A 24,949-nucleotide genomic window follows, 5' to 3' on the forward strand; every position below is an offset into this window, starting at 1 on the left:
TGATTTTCAGACGGCCTGGCAATAAAAAAGGAAGAAACCGAAGTTTCTTCCTTCTTGTCTGTTAGCCGCCGAAATCGTCCAAGAGGATGTTTTCGTCTTCCACGCCCAAGTCTTTGAGCATTTTGATCACGGACTGGTTCATGATTGGAGGGCCGCACATGTAGAATTCGCAGTCTTCCGGTGCTTCGTGGTTTTTCAGGTGGTTTTCGTAAACCACGTTGTGGATGAATCCTGTGTAACCGTCCCAGTTGTCTTCAGGCAATGGGTCGGACAGGGCAACGTGCCATGTGAAGTTCGGGAATTCTGCTGCGAGTTGGTCGAAGTCTTCGACATAGAACATCTCGCGTTTAGAACGGGCTCCATACCAGAAAGTAATTTTACGTTTGGAGTTCAAACGTTTCAGCTGGTCGAAAATGTGGGAGCGCATCGGCGCCATACCTGCACCGCCGCCGATGAATACCATTTCGGCATCGGTATCTTTGGCAAAGAACTCACCGAATGGACCGGAAATCGTTACTTTATCACCGGCTTTAAGCGACCAGATGTAAGAAGACATTTGTCCCGGAGGCGCATCAGGTACGCGAGGAGGCGGCGTAGCGATACGAACGTTCAGCATAATGATGCCTTTTTCTTCAGGGTATGAAGCCATAGAGTAGGCACGCAAAATCGGCTCGTCCACTTTGGAAACGTATTGCCACAGATTGTATTTGTCCCAGTCTTCGTGGTATTCCTTAGGAATGTCGAAGTCTTTGTAGGCAACAGTGTGAGGAGGGGCTTCAATTTGGATGTAGCCACCGGCGCGGAAAGGAACTTCTTCGCCTTCGGGAATGGCAAGCTTGAGTTCTTTAATGAACGTTGCTTTGTTGTCATTCGAGATAACGGTACATTCCCATTTTTTCACGCCGAACACTTCTTCCGGTACTTCGATGTCCATGTCGGTTTTGACGTTGACCTGACAAGACAGACGGCAGCCTTCGCGCGCTTCGCGTTTGCTGATGTGGGACAACTCGGTCGGCAGAATGTCGCCGCCGCCGCTTTTCACGACAACGCGGCACTGACCGCATGAGCCGCCGCCACCGCAGGCGGAAGGAACGAAGATGCCTTGGCTGGCAAGCGCACCCAGCAGTTTGCCGCCGGCAGGCATCGTCAGCTCTTTTTCATTATTGACTTTGATGGTGATGTCGCCTTCACTCACCAACTTGGATTTGGCAAACAGAATCATCAGTGCCAAAACCAAGACGATGAGGGTAAACATCACGATACCTAAAATAATCTCCATGCCGATTCCTTTCTTATAACTGGATGCCGGAGAACGACATAAACGCCATTGCCATCAGGCCGGCGGCGATAAAGGTAATGCCTAAGCCTTTGAGGCCTTTAGGGACATCCGAATATTTCATTTTTTCGGTAATGCCCGCCAAAGCGACAATAGCCAAAAGCCAGCCCAAACCTGCACCGAAACCGTATACAACGGACTCTCCGAAGTTGTATTCGCGTTGCGCCATAAACGATACGGCACCGAAAATCGCGCAGTTTACGGTAATCAGAGGCAGGTAGATACCCAATGCGTTGTAGAGGGCAGGGACGAATTTGTCCAAGAACATTTCCAAAATCTGCACCAAAGCGGCAATCACGCCGATGAAGGTGATGAATTTCAGGAAGGTCAAATCCACGCCTTCAACCAGCGCGCCGTCTTTCAACAGCGAATAAACGAGTTGGTTGGCAGGGACGGACAGGCCGAGTACGAAAGTTACGGCAACGCCCAAACCGAATGCAGTGGATACTTTTTTAGATACCGCCAAAAATGTACACATCCCCAAGAAGAAGGAAAGTGCCATGTTTTCCAGAAAGACGGATTTTACAAAGAGGCTTAAGTAATGTTCCATGTGTTATTTCTCCGCCTGTTCAGGTTTCCAAGTGCGCAGCCCCCATACCAAGAAGCCGATGATGAAGAACGCGCTAGGGGCGAGCAGGAACAAGCCGTTGGTTTGATACCAGCCGCCATCTTGTACGGTTTGGAAAATGGTGTAGCCAAAGAGCTTGCCTGAGCCGATCAGTTCGCGGATGGTTGCGATGATGATCAACATCATGCCGTAACCTGCGCCGTTGCCGATACCGTCAACCAAGCTCTCCAAAGGAGGCTCTTTCATGGCGAATGCTTCGGCACGACCCATCACGATACAGTTGGTAATAATCAGGCCGACGAAAACGGACAGCTGTTTGGACAGCTCATAAGCAAAGGCTTGGAGCAGTTGGTCAACCAGCGTTACCAAGGAAGCAACAATCGCCATTTGCACAATAATACGGATGCTGTTGGGGATGTAGTTGCGTACCAAAGAAATGAAGAAGCTGGAAAAACCGGTTACCAAAGCTACGGAAATACCCATTACGATGGCCGTCTGAAGTTTGGTGGTAACCGCCAAAGCCGAACAAATACCCAAAACCTGCAAGGCAATCGGGTTGTTGTCGATAAAGGGTGAAAACATCAAATGTTTCAAGCGTTTCATGTCAGCCATTATTGTGCTCCTGCTGATTTCAATTTGTTCAGGTAGGGGATATAGCCGTTTTCGCCGAACCAGTAGTCGAACGAACCTTGCACACCTTTAGACGTCAGCGACGCGCCGGAGAGGGCATCTACGCCGTGTTCTTTGTCTGAGCTTGCGCCTTTGCCGACATGCAGGGCGAGTTTGCCTTGTTCGTCAAACAGTTTTTTGCCGACGAATTTTTGTTGCCACAGAGGGTTGCCGATTTCGCCGCCCAAACCCGGGGTTTCACCTTGGTCGTAGTAGGTAATGCCGTTGATGGTGTTGCCGTCAGGTTGAATGGCGACAAAACCGTACATGACAGACCACAAACCGTTGCCGTGCATAGGCAGGATGATTTGGCTGACTTTGCCGTCTTCGCCTTTTACCAAGTAAACCTCAGTGTATTTGGCACGGCTTTTGATGCCTGCCAAATCGTCTTCAGGTTTGATTTGAATACTTTGGGCAGGGTCTTTGCTGGCAACGCGTGCGCTGAAGTCTTTAGGCGCATCGGCGACGTATTCGCCGGTAGCCAAGTCCACGACACGTTGCTCGATACGCTCGGCAAAGGTTTTGCTGATGTCGGTGTTTTTATCCATCAAACCGGCTACGCTCAAGATATAGCCTTGTTTGTCTTGGAGTTTTTGTTTCTCTTGGATTGGTTTCAAGCCAACGACCGCACCAGCAACGATGATGGAACAAATCAGGCTGACAACCAATACCACAATCAGCGTGCCGCTGAAGCTGTCTTTATCGAATTTCTTAGCCATTGCTGCGCGCCTTTCTGCGTTTGATGTTCGCTTGTGCGACGAAATAGTCGAAAATCGGGGCAAACAGGTTGGCAAACAGAATCGCCAACATCATGCCTTCGGGGTAAGCAGGGTTGACCACGCGGATCAATACGCACATTACACCGATAAGCGCGCCGTACCACCATTTGCCGACATTGGTAAAGGAAGCGGAAACAGGGTCGGTCGCCATAAACAGCATACCGATGGCGAAGCCGCCGACTACCAAGTGCCAGTACCAAGGCATGGAGAACATGGCGTTGGTGTCCGAACCGATGAAGTTAAACAGAGAAGACATGGCAATCATACCGATCATCACGCCGGCGATAATGCGCCAAGAGGCAATACGAGTGAACACGATAAACGCGCCGCCGATTAAGAGCGCCAAAGTGGATACTTCGCCGATTGAGCCGGGCACGTTACCGATAAACGCATCCATCCAAGAGATGTTTTGACCGGTTACAGCGTTTTTCAGGCCGTCTGCACCGTGTGCCGCCCATTGCGCCAAAGCAGTAGCACCGGAATAGCCGTCAACTGCAGTCCAAATGGTATCGCCGGTAATATTGGCAGGGTAGGCGAAGAACAGGAACGCACGACCTGCCAGCGCAGGGTTCATAAAGTTTTTACCCGTACCGCCGAACACCTCTTTCGCAACCACCACGCCGAAGGTAATACCCAAGGCGGCCTGCCACAGCGGCAGCGTAGGCGGAACGATTAAGGCAAACAGAATCGAAGTCACGAAGAAACCCTCGTTGATTTCGTGTTTGCGCACGGTGGCGAACAAGACTTCCCAGAAACCGCCCACAACAAATACAGTCGCGTAAATCGGCAGGAAGAAAATCGCGCCGAACAGCATTTTGCCCAACACGCCCGCTTCAGACGACATATTGATGCCCAAAGCGTTGGCAAGGGCGTAATGCCAGTCGTTGGCAATATTTTGTTGCAGCAAATCAGGCGTTAACGCACCGAATGCCTGTACGCCGACGTTGTACATACCGTAGAACATGGCAGGGAACAAAGCCAGCCACACCAAAATCATCATGCGCTTGGAGTCGAGTGCATCGCGGACGTGGGCCGCTTTGCGCGTTACCGCGCCGGATGTATAGAAAATCGTCGCCGCAGCTTCGTAGAGGGCATACCATTTTTCATGTTTGCCGCCCGGCAGGAAGTGCGGTTCGATTTTTTCAAGAAAATGTTTCAAGCCCATAATCAGCCTTCCTTCTCAATGGTTTCCAGCACCTTGCGCAACAGCGGGCCGTATTCGTATTTGCCCGGGCAGACGAAGCTGCACAAAGCGAGGTCTTCTTCGTCCAATTCCAAGCAACCCAGTGCCTGAGCGCTGTCGGTATCGCCGACGATTAAATCGCGCAAGAGCAGGGTAGGCAGGATATCCAAGGGCATCACGCGCTCGTAAGTGCCGATTGGTACCATCGCACGGTCGCCGCCGTTGACGGCTGTGTTGAACTTGAAGAGTTTGTTTTTCAGGAAATGGCCGAGAGTGGTGCGCGTGATGGAGTATTTGTCCGGTTGTGGCGCAACCCAGCCGAACAGCTCTTTGTTGCGGCCTTCTTCGATAACGGAAATCTGATTGTGGTAGCGGCCGAGGTAATCGTGCGCGCCTTGTGCAATCGCGCCGTTCAATACCGAGCCGGAAATCACGCGGTTGTCTGCATCAACCAATTCGCCCGCAGTAATTTGCGATACTTTCGCACCCAAAACGGTACGCAAGAGGCGTGGTTTGTTGACTTGAGAGCCGCCCAAGGCAACAACGCGCTCGGTGTTCAGACGGCCTGTTGCAAACAAACGGCCAATGGCAATTACATCTTGATAATTGATGGTCCAAACGGTTTTGTTCGCACCGACTGGCTCGATGAAATGAATGTGCGTGCCACTCAAACCGGCAGGATGCGGGCCGCCAAATTCATGTGTTTCGATGTTGGCAGCGTTTCCAGACGGCACCTCTGCGCCTGCTGCTCTACACACATGGATTTTACGCTCGGTCAGGCGGCTCAATACCAACAGGCCGCGTTTGAAGTCTTCGGCAGCTTCTTTGATGATGACCGTAGGATCGGCAGCCAGCGGATTGGTGTCCATCGCATTGACGAAAATGGCGAACGGCTCGGCATCGACGGCAGGGATTTTGCTGAACGGACGGGTGCGCAGCGCAGTCCACAAACCGGATTGAATCAGGTTGCGGCGCACTTCTTCGCTGCTCAATTTTTCCAGTGCTTCAGGTGCGTAGCGTTCGAACTCGATTTCGTCGTTGCCTTCAACGGCAATTACGACTGACTGAAGTACGCGCTTTTCGCCACGGTGAATAGCGGCGATTTTGCCTGAAGCCGGAGCAGTAAATACTACGCCCGGATTCTTTTTGTCTTCAAACAGCACTTGGCCTTTTTTGACGGCTTCGCCTTCCTTGATTTTCATCGAGGGACGCATGCCGACATATTCTTCGCCAAGCAACGCGACTTCGGTGATGGCCGGACCGTCATAAATGACTTGCTCCGGTCTGCCCGCGATAGGCAGGTCTAAGCCTTTTTTTATCTTAATCATAAGGATGCGTTACTTTTTGGTGGGTTGAGATTCGGATGTCGGATTGTTTTTTCAGACGGCATGTAATGCTTTGAAACAAAGGATGGGCCGTCTGAAAAAAGCAGAGGTTTGCTATAAAAACAACGAATAAACGCAAACAACAAAGCTTTAGATTTTATCAGGTATAGGCTGTTTTATGTCAGTTTTACGCTTATTTTTACGGGAAAAGTGGGAAAAAAGTAGGGATATGTAATGAAATGTTAAAGCGAAAAAATTTTAACTGATTGATATTTAAGAATTATGTTTGCTGGTTTGTTAGAAAATAAAAGGCCGTCTGAATTTCAGACGGCCTTAAGTTTAAAAGAGCTGCCAAACGAAGAAAATCATCGTATGCAGGGCAAACAGCGGTACCAATACAATTACCGACCATGCCATGTAGCCGAAGAAGGAAGGCATCGGTACGCCGCGTTGTTCGGCAATGGCTTTTACCATGAAGTTCGGCGCATTACCGATATAAGTGAGCGCGCCCATAAATACGGAACCCATGGATACTGCCAGCAATGAATGGAACAGGTGGCCTGTCATCAAGGCTTGGGCATCGCCACCGGCCATATTGAAGAAGACCAAATAAGTCGGCGCGTTATCCAAGAATGCCGACAAAATGCCGCTCATCCAGAAATACATCACATTAATCGGATTGCCTGCCGCGTCGTGAACCAAAGAGACAACGGAAGACAATGCGCCTGTTTCACCGGCTTTTAAAATCGCTAAAACAGGCGAAATGGTAATGAAAATACCCAAAAACAGTTTGCCCACTTCGGCAATCGGCTCGAAGTTGAACTCATTACCTGCGCGTACCTGTTTGGGCGTAATAATCCAAGATACGGCGGTCAAAGCCAGCAAAATGCCATCGCGCATCAGGTTTTGCAAGGCGTAATGGCTGCCCAAGATTTCAAAGCCCGGATGATTTGGTTTCCACAAACCGGACAGCAAAACCGCACCGACTACGCCGGCCAGTAACAGAAAATTCCATTTGCCGTAGATTTTGACTTTTTCTTCTTTATCGGAAGGAGCAGGAGCAAGGTGCTCGCTTTGTTCGCGGTTGAAGTGTCGGCTGTCGATGATGTAGAAAACAGCCAGCAAAACCACAGAACTGATCAATACAGGCATCAGCATGTGTTTGACCGTCCACATGAAATCTACGCCTTTCAGGAATCCTAAGAACAGTGGAGGATCGCCTAACGGAGTCAGACCGCCGCCGATATTTGCTACCAGGAAAATGAAGAAAATCACGATGTGAACGCGGTAGTGGCGTTTATGGTTGGCCTTCAAAAGCGGACGAATCATCAACATCGCCGCACCTGTCGTCCCCATGATGGAAGACAAAGCCGTGCCGACTGCCAACAGGGTTGTGTTCAATTTGGGCGAGCCGTGCAAATCGCCGCTGACAAAAATACCGCCTGAAATGGTATAGAGCGCCAAAAGCAGCAGGATAAAGGGGATATATTCTTCAACCAATGCATGGGCAACGGTATGCACGCCGGCTCCGAAACCAAAGGTTACGATAAACGGCGTTAAAAACAGCAGCGTCCAAAACGCCGTAATTTTGCCGAAGTGGTGGTGCCAAATACGGGAGAAAAACAAAGGTCCGAGTGCAATGGATAAGAGAATCAGTGCAAACGGCAGACCCCAAAGCAGGCTTGCGGATGAGCCGTCAAAATCGGATGCCGCAGCAGGAAAGGCGGCAAGAAGCAGTAAAAATGAGAGAGAGCGCATAGTATTTCCTTTTTATTCTGTTGCGCCGTGAGGAACTTCGTTGAGAAAGCACGGCGGTGAAATATTCAGGCCGTCTGAAAATATCCAGACGAACTGCGCGGTTGTGTCAGGGGAAAGTATAACGCAAAGCAAGTGTTAAGGGATGGTTTAGAATGTTGGAATCAAAAGAAATGTTGATACAAATAAAGAAATAAAAGCGATGGGCGTAGTTGGAAGTAGTAAAAAAATGTTTTTGAAACAGGAGTTTGAAATTTCGGAAATAATGCTATCGAAAAAATACTTTGAATTAATTTTAGCTAAAATTTACATTTAATTGAATAAATGGAGGCCGTCTGAAAAATGAGGGTCGAATAGGGTGTTTTGGTTCTTACTGATTGTTTTGATGGATAAATTAGGTATGAAAATAAAAAACAGGTAAGCGAAAATGCCCACCTGTTTTATTTTATGCTTCCGGCCGCAGCCACATCCACACTGCTACGCAGCTACAGAAGACTGATGATACGGCACCAATCCACCAGCGTTCTGGAAATTGCCAAAACATAAACAGGCAAGAAAGAGCCATCATGCCGATAGCGAAGAACTTTGCCTTGCGTGGCACGGCGCCGTTGTTTTCCCAATTTTGTATGATCGGGCCGAAATGGCGGTGATGATAGAGCCAATTGTGAAAGCGCGGCGAAGCTTTTGCCCAGCAGGCGGCGGTCAATAAAATGAAAGGCGTAGTCGGCAGTAATGGCAGGAAAATGCCGATAATGCCTAAGACGAGCGACAATGCGCCGCAAAAAATCAATAAATAGCGAACCATATTCCCATCACCAATTATTTGTTTTCAGACGGCTTGTGATGCGGAAATGGACAACGCGGAATGTCTAATTTATCCCAGCCCTCATGCCCCATTTTTTCCAACAGCGCGATATTGCGGTCGAAAATTGCCGAGGCATCGGGAAATGCTTCAGCCGCTTTGGCAATACTGTCTTCACGAATCAGATGCAAGGTCGGATAGGGCGAGCGGTTGGTGTAGTTGCTGATGTCGTCGGCTTCTGTGCCTTCAAATTGAAAATCAGGATGGAACGGCGCAATTTGGACAATGCCTTCCAATTCGTTTTCTACAACGGCATCGTCAGCAATCTCCAGCATTTGGTTGAAGGTTTCAAAATCAGGGAACAGTGTCGGATGAACCAGTAAAGTGGTTTCCAATTCCAAAGCGGGCGTCTTGCCCAAAAGTTGCAATTCACGATCCAAGTCTTCAAGAAAACCGTCCAAATGACGGGCTTCGCTGACAACGATGCGAACCAGGTTTTTAACGTGCGGCGCCTTGGCAAACGGGCAGAGATTCAGCCCGATAACGGCTTTTTCCAGCCATTGTTTGGTATGTTCTGAAACAGTATCGATATCGAGATGGGCGGTGTCTGTCATAGTAAAAGCTTATGTGAATTATTCTTAAAAAGTATACAAGTGTATGGGCGTGAAAGCAAACCATTGGAATTTAAAAGGCCGTCTGAACAACAGACGGCCTTTATCAGTTTCAAATCATCAATCCTGAACCAAATGAACCAAAGGCAGGGCGGTCGTGTTTTTAATTTCTTTCAACACAAAACTTGATTGTGCATCTTGCACGCCGTGGTGTGAAAGCAGCGTGTCCAAAACAAAATGGGAAAACGCGTTCATATCGGTAAAAAAGGCATGGAGCAGATAGTCGGTTTCACCCGTTAAAGCAAAGCAGCTCAATACTTCCGGCCAAGCGCGGACAGATTCGGAAAAATCCTCGCGCGCATCTTTTGCCTTGCTAATCGATACACGGATAAAAGCCTGCAAGCCCAAGCCCAAAGATACGGGAGAAAGCTGGGCGGCGTATTTTTGAATAATGCCGGCATCTTCAAGCTGTTTGAGACGGCGCAGGCAGGGGGAAGGGGAGAGCGCCACCTTTTCAGAAAGCTCAACATTGCTCAACCGCCCATTTTCCTGCAAAACCTGCAGAATCTTTAAATCCGTTTTATCTAAGTTTAGATGAGGCATGATGGTTCTCCCAATGTAGACAATGTATGTTTTAAAAATGAAAAATGCTTAAAAATAAAGACTTGTATGGTTAAATTATATATTGAGTTCAGATGGGCGACAAATTGTCTTATCAGGAGTGTTGCGAATTTGTTTTATGTAGTGGTGAAAAGACGAGGGCCGTCTGAACCAATCAGGTTAAAACTTTCTTGTCGGATGCGGATTAAATATAAAGAGGCCGTCTGAAAATGGATTTCAGACGGCATTTATTCTCGTAATGTGATGATTCAGGCTCTTAATGACCTTGTTTTGGAGAGTTTTGTTCTTTTGCTTTGATTCGTTTTCCGCGTTTGTATTTGGCTTTGTTTGGGGTGTTTTCTTCGCAATGTATTTTTATATTTTGGGAAATAAGCTTACAGGCTTTGTTTGCAGGATACAGGAAGGAAGTGTGTATCCATGGTGCCACCGCAAGACCAAACTGTTGTACCTTTAGTAGCCCCTGTTTTTGCAAAACTTGGTGTCAAGTGGATTTCGGTATTCTTCACAGGAACAGCGGCTTGATTACCGATGGCGGCAACAATAGTGCCATTATCTTCAATACGGACAATCTTTACATAGTTGCCGACTTTATTGTCGTCTGAAGCGAGTTGCTTGATATTGAGGTCAAGCGGCAAGCTGCCTTTATCCGCATAGGCTTCTTCAACATAGCTTTTCATACTGCCTGCCAACAAAATGCCTTCTGCTACTTGTGCTCGGGCAACATAGTTTTGGTATGCAGGAAGAGCCGCTATTGCCAAAATGCCGATAATGCCGATAACAATCATCAACTCAATCAGGCTAAAGCCGGTTTGGGCTTTGCGTAGTTTTTTCATTTTTGAGTATGTCGTTTTCTTATTTTTATTTTATAAAGCAAATCCCATAATTATTATGGGATTTGCTTCGAGTCGAATATCTTTTGTTAGATATTTAAATTAGATTAGCTAGCTTATTTTTACGCAGCTGGTTTTTTCTCATCTGGACGGCAAGAGGAAGGCAAGAATTTTGTAGCTACGCCATTTGTTGTGCCTGGAGCACAAGTCCAAGTGAAGGAGCCGTTAGCAGTTGCAGCTGCACCAGGAGTAGCACCGGCAGTAGTGGCATGAGGAGTAAGGGATACAGTTTTTTCTTTAATTTCGTTATTTACGTCACTAGCTTTCATTGTGGCAGTAATAACACCGTCACCACCAACATCTACTTGTGCAACATATTTACCCTGAATGCTTGTATTAGTTGCAATACCTGCTTCGGCATTACTAGTAGGCCATTTGCCTTTATCTGCATAGTATTCAACAACAGCGGACTTTTGACCTTCCATCAAAGAGATGGCTTCAGAAACTTGAGCACGTGCAGTGTAGTCTTGGTATGCAGGCAGGGCGATAACTGCCAAGATGCCGATAATCGCGATGACGATCATCAATTCGATCAGGGTGAAACCTTTTTGGATTGCTTTCATTGATTAAAACTCCAGTTTGAAAGTGTGAATAATTATGTTTAAGTAAAAAGTCCGTAATGTGCTTGGCACTTTGTATTATGAGTAAACCATAAAGTAAGAAGGAATATACAGCTTCCGTCGGGCTTGCTGCTTTGAGGCTTGGGCCTTACCGGACGTGTTGTTTCAAGCAGTCGGTGTGCCAAGTGTGGAAAATGGGTTGAAAATTTTATTCTTTTATTTTTTGTTTGTTGTTTTTATTGGGTTTATTTTTTAATTTTTAAGTTTTGTGAGGTTTTGTTTGAAAGTTTCAGGATTTTAGGGAATTTGGGTGGTTGACGTTTTTTGTCAGTTTTGTGTTTTTTGTGACAGGGAAGGGAGACAAGTTTGGGTGTGTGACGTTTTTTGTCAGAAATTAAGCTTGTTCAATAATATGTTAATTGATTTAGATAGACGGTATCTTTATGGATTAATCGGTAGGTTTAATATTTTGTGATTTTATTTTTTTGTTTTTTATGGGTTTTATTTTGTATGCGTATTTTGTTTGAATATGAATGGGGAAAAGATTTGGCAGGAAGGATTTTTAAAGAGGGTTTGGTGTAATAGGTGAATGAAAATTTGTTATCAGAATTGTATTCATTTGGGTTATGATTTTAGAATGTAGTTTTATGTCAGAAGGAAGTTTTGGTTTCGAATTTTAAGGCTTTGGATTTCTTGAGTGTTTTAGAAGGATATATTCAGGATGTTTATAATTTGGATGTGATTAGGGTGAGCAAAAAATGCTCACCCTATGTTTTTAAGATATTCAGACGGCCTTTATGGGGTCAAGACTTCGATCAATGCTTGTTTTAGGGTGTTTTGGGTTTGTGGGTCTTGCAGGGATGGGCTGTAGGTGATGAAGCTGTCCTCAATGCGCTGATCCAAGGTGGTGATTTTGGCGTAGCGCAGGCTGATGTTGTGTGCGAAGAAGGTCTCGGCGATGTCGGCGAGGAGGTGGGGGCGGTTGACGGCGGTGATGTCTATGGTGTGCCAGCCGGGATAATCTTCTTCGGGGGTGATGATTACGGTAGGAGGGATGGGGATATGGCGGATGCGGCGGCTGATGTGTGGGCGGCCGCTTTGTTTTTGGACGGTGGTATTGCCGTGGATGAAGCTGTTGAGCTCGGCTTCGAGTGCGCTTTGGCGGTCGGGATATTCTTCGGGCGGGAGATTGTCGGGAAGTTGCAAGATAAAGGTGTCGAGGATGTAGTCGTGCTCGGTAATGAAGGCGCGGGCGGCTTGGATGTCGAAACGGTGGCTGCTGAAGATGCGGCAGAGGCGTGCGAAGAGGCGGTCGCCATTGGGCATGAACACCATGACTTGAAGGCTGTTGCTTTGGGGAAGGATGCGGCTGCGGACGGCCGGACTTTGGGTATCGTAGGCGAGATTTGCGGTGTGCCAGAGGATTTCCCGTGTCTGATGGCGGACGTAGTATGCGCTGCCGAGAATGCGGCGGAGCTTTTGTTGGTTTTTGAGGGGAACGGCCGCGCGCGTGAGCTGATCGGTCGAGGCTTGTTCGCGTCGGTTGGGGAGGCGTTCGGGATCGTGGTGTTTGCTGTTTAAAACGGCGGCGGTGCTGTGGTAGAGGGTTTGGAGCAGACTGGCGCGCCATGTGTTCCAAAGTTTGGGGTTGGTGCCGCGGATGTCGGCAATGGTAAGCAGGTAGAGTGCGTCTAGGTATTCGCGTGTGGGAATACGGCGGCAAAAGGCTTGGAGGACATGGGGATCTTGGATGTCTTCTTTTTGGGCAACGGTGGACATGAGCAGGTGGTTTTCAACCAGCCATGCGAGGAGGTGGCTTTCTTCTTCGGTGTAGTAGTGGTTGGCGGCGAATTGTTGTGCGTCTTTGATGCCTTCTTTGGCGTGATCGCCGCCACGGCCTTTGGCGATGTCGTGCAGCAGGGCGGCGGTGTAGAGGACATGTGGTCGTGGGTAGGCCTGCATGATGGCGCTGGCTTCGGGCATTTCGTGGCTGTGGGTTTCGATGGCGAGACGGCGCATATTGCGGACGACGGTCAGAATATGGTCGTCTACGGGGTAAATATGGAAGAGGTCGTGTTGGAGCAGGCCGGTGATTTTTTCCCATGCGGGGAGATAGCGGCCAAGTACGCCGTAGAGGTTGAGAAAACGGAGGGTTTGGGTGAGGCCGGTACCGTGTTTGAAGAATTGGATGAAGCGGCGGCGGTTTTCTGGATTTTGGGTGAAACGGGTATTGATTTTTCGTGTGGCCGCCCACCATGCACGCAGGGTTTGCGGCTCGATGGTGGTGATGTTTTGCTCCTGCATGGTTTGGATGATGGTGAAGATGTGTTCGGGATTTTGCTCGAACAGGGCAAGGTCGTTGGCGGCGATTTGGTGGCCGATGCGTTTGTAGCGGCTGTCGATGGGGTGGATATGTCGGGGACGGCTGGAGGTTTGATGGTTTTTGAGAACCGGAATGAGGATGCCGTTGAGTTGTTTGATGGCTTTGGTAGCGCGGTAGAAGGTGTGCATCAGGGCTTCGCTTCGGCCGCGGATGTCGGGTTGGGTATAGCCTAAGCTTTCGGCAACTTGGGACTGGTAGTCGAAAAGCAGCCTGTCTTCGGGGCGGTCGGCGGTAAGGTGGAGATGAATGCGGATGTTGGCAAGACGGCGGTAGCCATGGGCCAGCATGCCGGCTTCGGTGCGTGTGAGGACGCCGGCGGTAACGAGGGCGGTGGGGTTGCTGTCTATGCCTTGTGCTTTGGCTGTCCAGATAAGTGTGTGGATGTCGCGCAGGCCGCCGGGGCAGGTTTTGATGTTGGGTTCGAGTTGTGCGCCTGTGCCTTGGGATTTGGTATGGCGTTGCTCCATTTCGAGGAGTTTGGCTTCGATAAAGGCGGCTGTGTCGCGGCGTGTGTTGAGTTTGTTTAGAAGTTGGGCGGTAAGGTCGGCATTGCCTTGTAGGTGGCGTGCTTCAAGAAAGGCGGTTTCGCCGGTAATGTCGTTTTGGGTACTTTGGAGGATTTCTTCTATGCTGCCGCTTTTGATGGCCGGATTGAGGCGTGCGTCCCAAAGGGTTTGGATAAATTGGGCGGTTTGTTGTTGTAGGCCGTCTGAAAAAGGAGTGGAGGAAATAATCGCTAAATCCCAGTCGGAATGGGGATAGAGTTCGCAACGCCCAAAGCCGCCGATGGCAATGAGGCTGATGTCGTTGCTGTCGGGGAAATGGATTTGCCAGAGGGTTTGCAGCAGGGTTTCGGCAGCGGTGATATGGTCGCGGAAGTAAGCGGTAGGGCGGTTGTTTTGGCGGTAGGCAGTTTCTGCTGCGGCTTTTTGCTGCTGATAGGTTTTGATGGCTTGTTGGGCGGCGGTCATAATGGTGTCTGGCTGTGAATTAGGCTTGGGTATCGGCAGGCTCAGTCATTTGGCGGAGCATTTCTTGCGGCGGAAGGAGGAGTTTGTAAGGGGCGATTTTAAGCGCGGATGCGATTTTTTCGATGTTGGAAAGGGCGATGTTCCAGCGTTTGCGCTCGACGGCGGAAACGTAGGTGCGGTCAAGTCCGCATTGGCGTGCCAGTTCTTCTTGCGACCAGCCGTGATTGACGCGATAGAGGCGCATGTTGTAAGCGATAATGGCGCGGAGGTCTTGCGGATCGGGCAGGCTGGGAGGGGGAGTGAGTTTGTTGACCATGGTGTTTTGAGTTTGTAGTTTGAACGATAAGGGGATTTTATACTATTTTTGTGAGGGGAAAGGAAAGGCCGTCTGAAAGTTTTCAGACGGCCTTAAAGGGGGTAGGTATAAAAAAAAGGGGGTGGCTTTCGGCCACACCCAAACACACACACATCAAGAGGAAAGAAAAATCATTTAATAAGAGAGCTGGCTCTTATAGAGGAAAACTGGATGATTCGGGCTTGACCCTGAAGTATTGAAAGGCATTATAAATGAAAATAGGGTTGGGGTATTGATACAGGTCAATTCGGGCTTGATTTAGAAAATATATTTTTAGGATAGTGGAAATAAATTAAAAATAAGGTTTGATTGTGAATAAAAGTCATTAGGCCGTCTGAAAAATGGGTTTCAGACGGCCTGATCGGTTTAAAGGCTGCTACTTATATAAATTAAGCATTAAGCCAAACCTTTATCTTTGGCTTCTTGCAGGCGGGCTTCAAAGTTGCTGAGATTGACGCCTGCCTGCTCGGCTGCGGCAACTACTTCGGCTACAGATACGCCGTGTTGCACTTGATGATAACCCCAAAGCAGGGAGCAGCGAGTACCAGTACGGCAGAAGGCAAGGATAGGAGCCGGGGATTGTTGCAACAGATTTTGGAAGGCTGCAACATCGGCTGCGTTGATTTGAGGCGCAACGACGGGCTGGTGTGAGAATTGGTTGATGCCGGCCTCTTTAAACCAGTTTTGTACTTCGGCAAAAGCCGGTTGGTTTTCTTCTTCGCCGTCCGGGCGGTTGCAGATGACGGTTTGGATGCCGAGGCGTACGGCTTCTTGGACATCTGCTTCGGTCAGTTGGGGGGCGATATAGAGGGTGTCGGTCAGTTTACGGATGGGCATAGTTTTTCCTTTCTTTATATTAAATGGGTATGTTGATTTCAGACGGCCTGTGAATTAGCAGGCCGTCTGAAGTTTTATTTAATGATTGTACAACCAGTTTTCGAGTTTTTGGCGATCGGTAATCTGCAGCAGGGCGGTATTGGCTTCTGCCGCTTGAACTGTGATGCTGGTCTCGCGCAACAGGCCTTGGCGGAAGAAATGGATGGTGGTGCGCGTGCCGATAGGCAGTTTGCTCCACTGTGCCGCAAGGTCGTTGCAGGCATAGCCGCCTAGGGCGATGATTTTGTCTTGCGGGCAGAGTCCGGCATTTTCTGCGCTGCCGCCATTAAATACATGAGTCAGGACGGCATGGTCGCTACTTTGTTTGAAACGTGCGCCCAAATCGTTGGCTGGGGCAACCGATTGGGGTTCGCTTGCAAATGCTCCGCCGTGCTGGCGTGGCAGAGGGATGAAGTCAAGTTTGACACCTACGCTTTGCAGGCATTCTGCGAGCGGAAGGTCTTCGGTGCTGTATAAGGCCGTCTGAAAGAAGGTTTCTAAATCTAAACCGGTTATTTCTTGACAACGGGATTGCCAGTGTTTTTCGGGTATGCCTTGATGGGTGTTGCACCAGTCACGATAGTGTTGCTGCATCACGCTGTCGAGGTTGTATTTGCCTTGGCTTTTTTCACGGATGATGAGGTCGAGGCAAAGTGCGGCCAGTGCGCCTTTTTGATAATAGCTGACGATGGCGTTAGGGCTGTTTTCGTCTTGTTTGTAGAACTTGTCCCATGCGCTGAAACTGGATTGGGCAAGTGTTTGTTTCAGACGGCCTTGTGTCTGCTGTACGCGTGTGATGCTTTGTGCAAGCAGGGTAAGGTAGGCTTCGGGGCTGATGGTTTTGCTTCGGGCTAGAAAGAGGTCGTCGTAGTAGGAGGTAATGCCTTCAAATGCCCAAAGTTGCTCGGTGTAGTTTTCTTGGTCGAGGTTGTAAGGTGCGAAGACGGCCGGTTTGATGGATTTAACGTTCCATGCGTGGAAGTATTCATGGGAGAAGAGGCCGAGCAGTTCGGTATAGGCTTTGTCGGCTTCGCCCATATCGTAAGATGGCAGACTGTGGCGGTCGGCAAGCAGGGCGGTGCTGCTGATGTGTTCCAGTCCACCGTAGAGGTTGTCGCCCAGATGTAGTAAGAAAAGGTATTTGGTAAACGGGGCAGGGAAGGGGAACATCGCTAACTCGGTTTCGCAGATTTTTTGAATATCGGCGAGGAAGCGGGTGCGATCGAAATCAGGATAGATGCCGCTTAATGCAATACGGTGGGGGATGCCTTGTGCTTCAAATTCGAGAAATTCGATGATGCCTGTTTCAACCGGGTGGTCGATAAGCTCGGTGTATGAGGCCGTCTGAAAAGTGATCGCCGAGGTTTGGGGCAGGGTGGTGGCTATCTGCCATGTGTGCGGCAGGGTAGGAAATTCGACTTGGTGCGGTTGTTGCTCTTGTCCGTGTACTTTTAAGAATAGGCACGCGCCGTCGAAAAAGCCACGCTCGGTGCTGAGGAACGAGCCGCGAACTGATAAGTCGAATGCGTAAACAGTGTAGTAAATTTCCCACGCTCCACTGAGAGCAGGGGTTTGCCAATGGTTTTTGCTGGTTTGTGTCAGCGGCTGGGCTTTGCCGTTGCAGTGCGCGTTGATGTGTGTGATGTGGCGGGCAAAGTCACGGATGAGGTAGCTGCCGGGAACCCAGTTTGGTAGGCTGATTTCTGTTTCAGAATCATTGGTTTGAGTGAATGATAAGGTGATGTGCCATTCATGAGACAGAAAGTTGGGAGTAATTTCGTAATTAATCATGGCTATTGGTTAATTTGCTAAAGTTTATTAAGAATAGGGGGTTTAAAGGGTAGGCTTAATCTATATCAATAAAACTGTATGAAAAAGGGGGCTTGAAAAAATACCATGTCCGATTTAATGCGTATGTTTTAATAATTTATTGATTATAAAAGAAATGAATTTATGTCTTGCTAAATATTTTATGCAATGTGGAATGTAATTTTGCTTGGCATGTTGTGGTGTCTATGTTAAATTTAGAAAAATTTGAGCCTTGGCCGTATTGCGTTTTTCGTAAATGCAGGGGTTGGGGTGAGATAAAAATTTTTTATACCCATAATTTATGGAGACTTCCATGGACACACAAACTTATAACTACAAAGTGGTGCGCCAGTTCGCCATCATGACTGTAGTTTGGGGTATTGTGGGCATGTTGGTTGGCGTTATCGTCGCTGCCCAGCTTTTTGCTCCGGCCCTCGATTTATCCAATATCGGACCTTGGTTCCACTTCGGCCGCCTGCGTCCTCTGCACACCAATGCGGTTATTTTTGCATTCGGCGGTTGCGGTTTGATCGGTACATCATACTACGTTGTTCAACGTACATGTAATACCCGTCTGTTTGGCGGTTGGCTGCCTGCATTTACCTTCTGGGGTTGGCAGGCTGTTATCGTGGCTGCGGCCATCAGCTTGCCTATGGGTTACACCCAAGGTAAAGAATACGCCGAATTGGAATGGCCTATCGACATTTTGATTACGCTGGTGTGGGTTGCCTACGCTATCGTATTCTTCGGTACGATTGCCAAACGTAAAATCAAACATATTTACGTTGCCAACTGGTTCTACGGCGGCTTTATTTTGGCCGTTGCGCTGTTGCACATCGTCAATAATATCAGCATCCCTGCCGGTTTGATGAAATCTTATCCGGTTTACGCAGGTGCGATTGATGCGATGGTTCAATGGTGGTATGGCCACAATGCGGTGGGCTTTTTCCTGACAGCCGGCTTCTTGGGTATGATGTACTATTTCGTGCCTAAACAAGCGGGCCGTCCGATTTACTCTTACCGCTTGTCCGTTGTTCACTTCTGGGCTTTGATTTTCACTTATATGTGGGCAGGTTCTCACCACTTGCACTACACCGCATTGCCTGACTGGACTCAATCTTTGGGTATGGTATTGTCTTTGATCCTGTTTGCGCCTTCTTGGGGCGGTATGATCAACGGTATCATGACTCTGTCCGGCGCATGGGACAAACTGCGTACCGACCCGATTTTGAAATTCTTGATCGTTTCTCTGTCTTTCTACGGTATGTCTACCTTCGAAGGTCCGATGATGTCTATCAAAACAGTTAACGCTCTGAGCCACTACACCGACTGGACTGTTGCACACGTTCACGCCGGCGCATTGGGCTGGGTGGGCTTTGTAACCATCGGTTCCGTTTACTATATGATTCCCCGCTTGTTCGGCAAAAATGAAATGTACAGCACCAAATTGGTTGAGGCGCATTTCTGGATCGCGACCATCGGCGTGGTTCTGTATATCGCTGCAATGTGGATTGCCGGCGTAATGCAAGGTCTGATGTGGGGTTCTTTGAATGACGACGGCACGCTGACTTATTCCTTCGTTGAATCCGTAAAACGTACCATGCCTTACTACATGATTCGTTTCACCGGCGGTCTTCTGTACCTGAGCGGTATGTGCATCATGGCATATAACGTTTACCGTACTGCTATCAGTGGTAAAGCAGTTGATGCTGAGATTCCTGCGGTTTCTCAAACTCAACACCACTAATGACAAGAAAGATAGGCTACCAAAATGAAATTACAACAATTAGCTGAAGAAAAAGTCGGTGTACTGATTGTATTCACCCTGCTTGTAGTCAGCGTCGGCCTTCTGATTGAGGCTGTTCCGCTGTTCTTCACCAAGGCAGTTACCGAACCTGCACCCGGCGTGAAACCATATAACGCCCTGCAAGTGGCAGGTCGCGATATTTATGTACGCGAAGGCTGCTACAACTGCCACTCTCAAATGATTCGTCCATTCCGTGCAGAAACTGAACGTTACGGTCATTACTCTGTTGCCGGTGAGTCTGTTTATGACCATCCGTTCCAATGGGGTTCTAAACGTACCGGTCCGGATTTGGCTCGTGTTGGCGGCCGTTATTCCGATGAATGGCACCGCATCCACCTGCAGAACCCACGCGACGTTGTGCCGGAGTCCAATATGCCTGCATTCCCATGGCTCGCACGCAATAAAGTCGATGCCGAGGCAACTGTGGCGCATATGAAAGCCCTGCGTAAAGTGGGTACACCTTACAGCGATGAAGAAATTGCCAAAGCACCTGAAATGCTGGCTAACAAATCAGAGCTGGACGCTGTTATCGCCTATCTGCAAGGCTTGGGCTTGGCATTGAAAAACGTAAGGTAACATCATGGACGCTAACTGGGCTCGCTCGCTCTTTACTGTTTGGGTATTTATCAGCTTTATTTTAGTTCTCTATATTGTATTCAATAGACGCAATAAGAAAAACTATGACGATGCTGCCAGCAGTATTTTCGATAATGACGAACAAAGGCCGTCTGAAAAGGACGATCAAGCTCAGTCAGTCCGTGATCACGGAGCAAAATAATGAACACAACATCCCAATTTACCAGTAGTTTCTGGAGTATATATATTGCCGTTATCGTCGTGCTCAGCTTCATCGGCCTGGCTTGGCTTCTGCTTTCGCAAAACGTTGTGAAACGCCCTAAAAAAGGCGAAGAAGTAAAAACCACAGGTCATGAGTGGGACGGCATTTCGGAGTACAACAACCCTCTGCCACGTTGGTGGTTTTGGCTTTATGTCTGCACATGGCTGTTTGGCGTCGGCTACCTGATTATGTATCCAGGTATTGGCGATTACAAAGGCCTGTGGGGCTGGAGCAGCCATGGTCAATATGAAGAAGAAGTTGCCAAAGCCAATCAGCAATACGGTAAAGTGTATGCTAAATTTTCCAATATGCCGATTGAGAAAGTGGCTAAAGACCCTGAAGCCCGTGCTATTGCACAAAACCTTTTCAATACCTACTGTATCCAATGTCACGGCTCAGATGCCAAAGGCTCCAAAGGCTTCCCGAATTTGACCGACGACGACTGGTTGTGGGGTGGCGAACCTGAAAAAATTCAGGAAACCATTGAAAAAGGCCGTACTGCCTCTATGCCGGCATGGGGGCCTGCTTTGGGTGAAGAAGGAGTGAAAAACGTAACACAGTATGTTATGTCTCTTTCTAAACCTAAAGGTCAATACGACGAAGAACGTGCAGAACGCGGTAAAGCCCTGTTTAGCGGCCCACCTGCCAACTGTTTCACTTGTCACGGCGACAAAGGTCAAGGTATCCAAGGCCTCGGCCCGAATCTGACCGACGATGTATGGTTGTGGGGCGGTACTCAAAAAGCGATTACCGAAACCATTACCAACGGCCGCAGCAGCCAAATGCCTGCTTGGGGTCACTTCCTTGACAAAGACAAGCTGCACATCATGACCGCTTATGTTTGGGGTTTGTCCAACAAAGACGGTAAAAAAGTTCCTGCTAAAAAAGCCGAGCCTGCTCCGGTAGCTCAACCTGCCGATGCTTCTGCTCCGGCGGCTGCTTCTGCTCCTGCTGCCGATAAAGCTGCTTCAGATGCTAAAGCTGCTCCGGCTGCTGAAGCCAAACCTGCTGAAAAAGCAGAAGCAGCTCCGGTTAAGGTAGACGGCAAAGCTGTTTTTGAAGCCAACTGTAAAACATGTCATGGCGGTATGATTCCGGGCGCACCTGTTGTCGGTAAAAAAGACGACTGGGCTCCTCGAATTAAGCAAGGTAAAGATACTTTGCACAAACACGCGCTTGAAGGTTTTAATTCAATGCCTGCCAAAGGCGGCAACAGCAGCTTGAGTGACGATGAGGTTAAAGCGGCTGTAGACTTTATGGCAAATGAGTCCGGTGCAAAATTCTAATTTTGAGTCGGATTGAAAAAAGCGTACCTAACAAGGTACGCTTTTTTATATTTGATAAAACCAATAAGAGAAGACATATCAAAGAGGTGAAATATATAAGGCCGTCTGAAACATTCAGACGGCCTTTGTTCTTGGTTCAACCAAAATTAATCAATCCAAAGTGGACGTGCTGCGTTTCAGGAACCATTCGCTGAAAGGCCACTCAACACTGTCGAGTAAGTTTTTGGTAATTAGCCCCAGTTCCGTATCGCCTTCGATTTGCAATTTACGGTTGAAAAATAAGGTATCGGGATCTTCCTCGCGCATCATCATGCGCATGAAGTCTATACCGTTGGCCGCCAGCCTCAGATCGGGGACGCCACTGAAGTTGTCGTCCAGGAATTTTTCCGTATTGGCACTAAACCGCACTTTGATACCGGCATCCAAAACTTCGATTTCGAATTTTCTTCCGGCAAAAAGTTCCATATCGGCAGGCAGTAAACCTTTTTTCAGCATGGTATTCAATACGGAGACCAAAACAAAGCGTGGAGGTTTGCCGGGAAGTTTGGTACCGATTTTTGCCATCCATTTGGGTAATATGATTTCAGGCAGCGCCATAATATGCCTCCTTCACGGTTTCAATACCGGGCTGACCGCGCCAATAGCCGTCAACCAGTGTTCCGGTAGTCAGTCGTTCCAACTCGAGGCGGACATCTTCCCATGTGGCTTTTCCGTCCAATACATCGCGGTGAATTTGGATAATTTCAGCCATGCCGTGCATTTGTGGCGACAGTCTAAGCATATTCACGCCGATTTTATTCAAGTCTTCATGGTGGGGCAGTAGGTTTTGGCAGCCGTAAGACATGGTTTGGATGCCGTTGATGGTGAGAAACGGCTGGCCTTCTCGCGTATTCATGGCCATACCGTGCTCGTGGTCGAGGCAGCGGAACTCGCAACTGTCTTTATTCAAATTGTAATGGCGGGCGGTAAAGCAACGTGATGAATAGGCGAGCGGCATTTTACCCCAAGCGAAGAGTTCGGTTTCAATGCCGTCTGAAGCCTTGATGATTTCGGCAACCTTATCGCGGCTCAGCTCGGACGGTGCAATCCAGCGGAATGCCCCTAATTTTCGGAATACGTCCAAAGTAGTTTCGTTGTAGATATTCAGGCTTGCACCGGCAACAAAAGGAATGCCATGTTCGCGTGCCAATTTGACCGCACCCATGTCGTTGGCTTCAACTTTAAACTTTCCCTGCTCCGTGATTTTGCGCAGGCGTTTCAGATCGGATTCGCTTTCGAGCAGGACTTGTGAAGAAAGAATAATCTCCTTACCGCTTTCTGCCAGGTCTTCAGCCAGTCCGAACCAGTCGGCAAAGCGCATTTTCTGACGGCGTGAGCAGACTACCTCGCCCAAATAGACCGTATCCAACGGCGTATCCAGCATGGAAACGTAAAATTCCAGTAGGGCTTCTTTTTGCCAGAAAAATAAAATAGGGCCCAGCGACAATTTCAATGAATTCATTTTCTTCCCCTTATTTCCATGGGCGGTTGTATGCGCCCAAAGTTGTCTGATGACCTTCCGAAACTTTGCTCAAGGCATTGTTCCAGGACGGATTGACTTTGAAATGCGACGGGTCAGCTGCGGCTGCATCCAGTGCTTGGCGCAGGGATTTGGTTACTTGCGCCGTATACATCGGACTGCGTTGGCGTCCCTCGATTTTGATGGCGGATACACCGATTTTGATGAGTTCAGGCAACATTTCCAAAACATTCAGGCTAGTTGGTTCTTCCAAAGCATAGTAGGTTTCATCATTGACTTCAAAGCGGCCTTTGCACAAGGTTGGATAACCTGCCGGTTCATTGGGTTTGTATTGGTCTATCAATACCTGGTTTAGACGTACGTTCATGCGGTCGGGCAGTTGTTCCCAGCGGACGGATTTTGCCGGAGAACAGACACCTTGCATATTGGGCGATTCGCCTGTTGCATAGCTCGACAAGATGCAACGGCCTTCCACCATCACACACAAACTGCCGAAGCCAAAGACTTCAATTTCCACATCAGTATTGTCAATCACATGTTTGACCTGATCGATGGTCAGCACGCGCGGCAAAACGGCACGACGGATGCCGAACAGCTCTTTCATCATATTGATGGCTTCGTAATTGGTGGCCGAACCTTGTACCGACATATGCAGGCGTAAATTCGGATGTTTGTCTGCCGCATACGCCATGATGGCGGGGTCGGCAACAATAATCGCATCGGCACCCAAATCCGCCGCCGTATCCACAGCAGCGTGCCAACGCTCCACTTGGCCGGCTTGTGCGAATGTATTGATGGCCATCAGTACATTGCGCCCGCGCGCATGGGCGTAAGCTACGCCTTCCCGCGCAGATTTCATATCGAAATTCAGTCCCGGAAAGTTTCGTGCATTGGTCGCATCTTTCAAACCCATGTAAACCGTATCCGCACCGTTGTCCACAGCGGTTTTCAGTGCAGGCAGGTTGCCGGCGGGGCAGACCAATTCTGGAATTTTCTGCATTTTGTGTTCCTCGTCTTGATGATAACCTCTATCGGGTTAATCGATATTTTGTAGAATTCTGAATATTTTATGGATTAATGACACAAGATATGCTGACTTAAATCAAATCGAAAAATTCAGGTTGACGTAGGCATGTTGTTTACAAAATCTTAACAGACGTTGTTTTTTATATATTTCATGTGCTTAAAAATTTTGATGACGGATTTTGTTTCAAAATCGGCTTATGTTTTTAACTATCGTATTTATTAATTTTTACAATAATGTCGATAGAAAAATGAAAAAAGGCCGTCTGAAAATCTGGTTTCAGACGGCCTTTCGCTTTAAAGGGGTAGATTTAAGAGAAACCCAAGCGTTTATCGGGTCGGGTAAACACAAAAATAAACAGAGAAGTTAACGCGCCCAAAGTATCGGCAAGCATGTCTTTTTGCGCGTCCCAAATATCGCCTTGAGAACCCAAGAATTCCAGTCCGGCTTCTCCGCCGTCAATGACGGCATATTGCCATTCGATGATTTCATAGGCGGCAGCCACACTCATGATGAAGAACAGCCCGAAAAACAAAGCCAGCGGCAGATTACACAGCTTGCGGCGCAGCAGCCATTCAGCCATCGGGTAGGCGTAGAAGCCGATGATGTAATGGGCAATACGGTCGTAATGATTGCGGTTTTCGCCCAAAATCGGTTCGACAAAGCGGTTGATGGATTCAAACGGTACATCGGCAAAAGTATAGTATGCACCGATGGAATGCATAATCAGCCAAAAACTCATGAATAAGTAGGCCAAGTTGCTGAAGCGGAAAATGCGGTAGGTAGCAACAAGAAGGAAGAATACGGATGCTACGGGGATGATTTCGGCGTACCAGACTGCACGGTCATGGGGATTGATACCTGACCAAACAATGAGCGCGAAGATAATCGTAGCAAGAAAAATGGGAAAGATTGGAGAGGGTTTATTCATTTTGTGTGTGTAATAACAATGGTTACGTATTGTATAACGAATTGGTAGGGC

At 48.4% G+C, this 24,949-nt stretch carries 24 protein-coding genes; 4 read left to right on the forward strand and 20 right to left on the reverse strand.

All coding sequences use genetic code 11. From position 1 onward, the window contains the following. Positions 1-61 precede the first annotated feature (61 nt). The 16 genes from nqrF to O3681_RS09435 form a co-directional block, all read right to left on the reverse strand. Positions 62-1,279 (reverse strand): NADH:ubiquinone reductase (Na(+)-transporting) subunit F, encoded by a 1,218-nt coding sequence (nqrF, locus tag O3681_RS09360; protein ID WP_049333900.1) that lies wholly within the window; start codon positions 1,277-1,279, stop codon positions 62-64. Positions 1,280-1,292: 13 nt separating this feature from the next. Then, entirely contained in the window at positions 1,293-1,886 is a 594-nt protein-coding gene (gene nqrE, locus O3681_RS09365; RefSeq protein WP_003684365.1) for an NADH:ubiquinone reductase (Na(+)-transporting) subunit E, read from the reverse strand. A 3-nt stretch (positions 1,887-1,889) separates the two neighbouring features. Continuing rightward, positions 1,890-2,516, reverse strand: a complete 627-nt coding sequence (locus tag O3681_RS09370; RefSeq protein ID WP_049329022.1) for an NADH:ubiquinone reductase (Na(+)-transporting) subunit D — start codon at positions 2,514-2,516, stop codon at positions 1,890-1,892. Then, positions 2,516-3,292, reverse strand: coding sequence for a Na(+)-translocating NADH-quinone reductase subunit C (locus O3681_RS09375; RefSeq protein WP_371459819.1), 777 nt, complete (start codon positions 3,290-3,292; stop codon positions 2,516-2,518). The genes O3681_RS09370 and O3681_RS09375 overlap by 1 nt, the downstream gene beginning before the upstream one ends. Next, on the reverse strand, positions 3,285-4,517 hold the full coding sequence (locus O3681_RS09380; protein WP_371459820.1) for an NADH:ubiquinone reductase (Na(+)-transporting) subunit B: 1,233 nt from the start codon (positions 4,515-4,517) through the stop codon (positions 3,285-3,287). Before O3681_RS09380 ends, O3681_RS09375 begins: the two co-directional genes overlap by 8 nt. Before the next feature lie 2 nt (positions 4,518-4,519). Further along, a complete protein-coding gene (locus O3681_RS09385) occupies positions 4,520-5,863 on the reverse strand; it encodes a Na(+)-translocating NADH-quinone reductase subunit A (protein ID WP_371459821.1) in 1,344 nt (447 codons plus the stop codon). A gap of 336 nt (positions 5,864-6,199) precedes the next feature. Then, positions 6,200-7,618, reverse strand: coding sequence for a sodium:proton antiporter (locus tag O3681_RS09390; protein ID WP_371459822.1), 1,419 nt, complete (start codon positions 7,616-7,618; stop codon positions 6,200-6,202). Positions 7,619-8,060: 442 nt separating this feature from the next. Further along, positions 8,061-8,420, reverse strand: coding sequence for a YbaN family protein (locus O3681_RS09395; RefSeq protein WP_070632654.1), 360 nt, complete (start codon positions 8,418-8,420; stop codon positions 8,061-8,063). Positions 8,421-8,434: 14 nt separating this feature from the next. Beyond that, positions 8,435-9,031 (reverse strand): DUF1415 domain-containing protein, encoded by a 597-nt coding sequence (locus O3681_RS09400; protein WP_371459823.1) that lies wholly within the window; start codon positions 9,029-9,031, stop codon positions 8,435-8,437. Between the two features lie 117 nt (positions 9,032-9,148). Continuing rightward, positions 9,149-9,631 (reverse strand): Lrp/AsnC family transcriptional regulator, encoded by a 483-nt coding sequence (locus O3681_RS09405; RefSeq protein WP_003684427.1) that lies wholly within the window; start codon positions 9,629-9,631, stop codon positions 9,149-9,151. A gap of 392 nt (positions 9,632-10,023) precedes the next feature. Further along, positions 10,024-10,482, reverse strand: a complete 459-nt coding sequence (locus O3681_RS09410) for a pilin (protein ID WP_371459824.1) — start codon at positions 10,480-10,482, stop codon at positions 10,024-10,026. Between the two features lie 119 nt (positions 10,483-10,601). Beyond that, complete coding sequence (locus O3681_RS09415) at positions 10,602-11,102, reverse strand: pilin (RefSeq protein WP_371459825.1); 501 nt, start codon at positions 11,100-11,102, stop codon at positions 10,602-10,604. Positions 11,103-11,894: 792 nt separating this feature from the next. Beyond that, positions 11,895-14,453 (reverse strand): [protein-PII] uridylyltransferase, encoded by a 2,559-nt coding sequence (glnD, locus tag O3681_RS09420; RefSeq protein ID WP_371459826.1) that lies wholly within the window; start codon positions 14,451-14,453, stop codon positions 11,895-11,897. Positions 14,454-14,472: 19 nt separating this feature from the next. Beyond that, complete coding sequence (locus tag O3681_RS09425) at positions 14,473-14,769, reverse strand: helix-turn-helix domain-containing protein (RefSeq protein WP_070606972.1); 297 nt, start codon at positions 14,767-14,769, stop codon at positions 14,473-14,475. Positions 14,770-15,204: 435 nt separating this feature from the next. After that, on the reverse strand, positions 15,205-15,645 hold the full coding sequence (locus tag O3681_RS09430; protein ID WP_300483391.1) for a TIGR01244 family sulfur transferase: 441 nt from the start codon (positions 15,643-15,645) through the stop codon (positions 15,205-15,207). Between the two features lie 78 nt (positions 15,646-15,723). Next, positions 15,724-17,475, reverse strand: coding sequence for a M61 family metallopeptidase (locus O3681_RS09435; RefSeq protein WP_371459827.1), 1,752 nt, complete (start codon positions 17,473-17,475; stop codon positions 15,724-15,726). A 331-nt stretch (positions 17,476-17,806) separates the two neighbouring features. Here O3681_RS09435 and ccoN point away from each other — a divergent pair, with 331 nt between their 5' ends. Genes ccoN through ccoP form a run of 4 tightly spaced genes read left to right on the forward strand, consistent with a single transcriptional unit; the run spans position 17,807 to position 21,424 of the window. Further along, positions 17,807-19,240 carry a cytochrome-c oxidase, cbb3-type subunit I gene (gene ccoN, locus O3681_RS09440; RefSeq protein WP_003748780.1) on the forward strand — a complete coding sequence of 478 codons (1,434 nt, stop codon included), beginning with the start codon at positions 17,807-17,809 and terminating at the stop codon, positions 19,238-19,240. Positions 19,241-19,264: 24 nt separating this feature from the next. Then, a complete protein-coding gene (gene ccoO / locus O3681_RS09445) occupies positions 19,265-19,876 on the forward strand; it encodes a cytochrome-c oxidase, cbb3-type subunit II (RefSeq protein WP_371459828.1) in 612 nt (203 codons plus the stop codon). A gap of 4 nt (positions 19,877-19,880) precedes the next feature. Continuing rightward, positions 19,881-20,078 (forward strand): CcoQ/FixQ family Cbb3-type cytochrome c oxidase assembly chaperone, encoded by a 198-nt coding sequence (locus O3681_RS09450; RefSeq protein ID WP_003748776.1) that lies wholly within the window; start codon positions 19,881-19,883, stop codon positions 20,076-20,078. Continuing rightward, positions 20,078-21,424, forward strand: coding sequence for a cytochrome-c oxidase, cbb3-type subunit III (ccoP, locus tag O3681_RS09455; protein ID WP_300483432.1), 1,347 nt, complete (start codon positions 20,078-20,080; stop codon positions 21,422-21,424). The genes O3681_RS09450 and ccoP overlap by 1 nt, the downstream gene beginning before the upstream one ends. Before the next feature lie 150 nt (positions 21,425-21,574). Here the strand turns inward: ccoP and O3681_RS09460 are convergent, their stop codons facing one another. The 4 genes from O3681_RS09460 to O3681_RS09475 form a co-directional block, all read right to left on the reverse strand. Next, positions 21,575-22,021 (reverse strand): SCP2 domain-containing protein, encoded by a 447-nt coding sequence (locus tag O3681_RS09460; RefSeq protein WP_254323964.1) that lies wholly within the window; start codon positions 22,019-22,021, stop codon positions 21,575-21,577. Next, positions 22,008-22,925, reverse strand: coding sequence for a U32 family peptidase (locus tag O3681_RS09465; RefSeq protein WP_314590490.1), 918 nt, complete (start codon positions 22,923-22,925; stop codon positions 22,008-22,010). The genes O3681_RS09460 and O3681_RS09465 overlap by 14 nt, the downstream gene beginning before the upstream one ends. Positions 22,926-22,935: 10 nt before the next feature. Next, positions 22,936-23,943, reverse strand: a complete 1,008-nt coding sequence (locus O3681_RS09470) for a peptidase U32 family protein (RefSeq protein WP_003748766.1) — start codon at positions 23,941-23,943, stop codon at positions 22,936-22,938. Positions 23,944-24,277: 334 nt separating this feature from the next. Further along, positions 24,278-24,898, reverse strand: coding sequence for a DUF2238 domain-containing protein (locus O3681_RS09475; protein WP_049330747.1), 621 nt, complete (start codon positions 24,896-24,898; stop codon positions 24,278-24,280). Between the last annotated feature and the right edge of the window lie 51 nt (positions 24,899-24,949).

The sequence above is a fragment of the Neisseria sp. 27098_8_158 genome (assembly GCF_041433145.1).
Lineage (GTDB): Bacteria > Pseudomonadota > Gammaproteobacteria > Burkholderiales > Neisseriaceae > Neisseria > Neisseria subflava_E.

What these genes read in the sequence shown, in the direction of transcription:
- nqrF (WP_049333900.1), bottom strand. Translation starts at nt 1,279, where the DNA reads ATGGAGATTATTTTAGGTATCGTGATGTTTACCCTCATCGTCTTGGTT.
- nqrE (WP_003684365.1), bottom strand. Translation starts at nt 1,886, where the DNA reads ATGGAACATTACTTAAGCCTCTTTGTAAAATCCGTCTTTCTGGAAAAC.
- O3681_RS09370 (WP_049329022.1), bottom strand. Translation starts at nt 2,516, where the DNA reads ATGGCTGACATGAAACGCTTGAAACATTTGATGTTTTCACCCTTTATC.
- O3681_RS09375 (WP_371459819.1), bottom strand. Translation starts at nt 3,292, where the DNA reads ATGGCTAAGAAATTCGATAAAGACAGCTTCAGCGGCACGCTGATTGTG.
- O3681_RS09380 (WP_371459820.1), bottom strand. Translation starts at nt 4,517, where the DNA reads ATGGGCTTGAAACATTTTCTTGAAAAAATCGAACCGCACTTCCTGCCG.
- O3681_RS09385 (WP_371459821.1), bottom strand. Translation starts at nt 5,863, where the DNA reads ATGATTAAGATAAAAAAAGGCTTAGACCTGCCTATCGCGGGCAGACCG.
- O3681_RS09390 (WP_371459822.1), bottom strand. Translation starts at nt 7,618, where the DNA reads ATGCGCTCTCTCTCATTTTTACTGCTTCTTGCCGCCTTTCCTGCTGCG.
- O3681_RS09395 (WP_070632654.1), bottom strand. Translation starts at nt 8,420, where the DNA reads ATGGTTCGCTATTTATTGATTTTTTGCGGCGCATTGTCGCTCGTCTTA.
- O3681_RS09400 (WP_371459823.1), bottom strand. Translation starts at nt 9,031, where the DNA reads ATGACAGACACCGCCCATCTCGATATCGATACTGTTTCAGAACATACC.
- O3681_RS09405 (WP_003684427.1), bottom strand. Translation starts at nt 9,631, where the DNA reads ATGCCTCATCTAAACTTAGATAAAACGGATTTAAAGATTCTGCAGGTT.
- O3681_RS09410 (WP_371459824.1), bottom strand. Translation starts at nt 10,482, where the DNA reads ATGAAAAAACTACGCAAAGCCCAAACCGGCTTTAGCCTGATTGAGTTG.
- O3681_RS09415 (WP_371459825.1), bottom strand. Translation starts at nt 11,102, where the DNA reads ATGAAAGCAATCCAAAAAGGTTTCACCCTGATCGAATTGATGATCGTC.
- glnD (WP_371459826.1), bottom strand. Translation starts at nt 14,453, where the DNA reads ATGACCGCCGCCCAACAAGCCATCAAAACCTATCAGCAGCAAAAAGCC.
- O3681_RS09425 (WP_070606972.1), bottom strand. Translation starts at nt 14,769, where the DNA reads ATGGTCAACAAACTCACTCCCCCTCCCAGCCTGCCCGATCCGCAAGAC.
- O3681_RS09430 (WP_300483391.1), bottom strand. Translation starts at nt 15,645, where the DNA reads ATGCCCATCCGTAAACTGACCGACACCCTCTATATCGCCCCCCAACTG.
- O3681_RS09435 (WP_371459827.1), bottom strand. Translation starts at nt 17,475, where the DNA reads ATGATTAATTACGAAATTACTCCCAACTTTCTGTCTCATGAATGGCAC.
- ccoN (WP_003748780.1), top strand. Translation starts at nt 17,807, where the DNA reads ATGGACACACAAACTTATAACTACAAAGTGGTGCGCCAGTTCGCCATC.
- ccoO (WP_371459828.1), top strand. Translation starts at nt 19,265, where the DNA reads ATGAAATTACAACAATTAGCTGAAGAAAAAGTCGGTGTACTGATTGTA.
- O3681_RS09450 (WP_003748776.1), top strand. Translation starts at nt 19,881, where the DNA reads ATGGACGCTAACTGGGCTCGCTCGCTCTTTACTGTTTGGGTATTTATC.
- ccoP (WP_300483432.1), top strand. Translation starts at nt 20,078, where the DNA reads ATGAACACAACATCCCAATTTACCAGTAGTTTCTGGAGTATATATATT.
- O3681_RS09460 (WP_254323964.1), bottom strand. Translation starts at nt 22,021, where the DNA reads ATGGCGCTGCCTGAAATCATATTACCCAAATGGATGGCAAAAATCGGT.
- O3681_RS09465 (WP_314590490.1), bottom strand. Translation starts at nt 22,925, where the DNA reads ATGAATTCATTGAAATTGTCGCTGGGCCCTATTTTATTTTTCTGGCAA.
- O3681_RS09470 (WP_003748766.1), bottom strand. Translation starts at nt 23,943, where the DNA reads ATGCAGAAAATTCCAGAATTGGTCTGCCCCGCCGGCAACCTGCCTGCA.
- O3681_RS09475 (WP_049330747.1), bottom strand. Translation starts at nt 24,898, where the DNA reads ATGAATAAACCCTCTCCAATCTTTCCCATTTTTCTTGCTACGATTATC.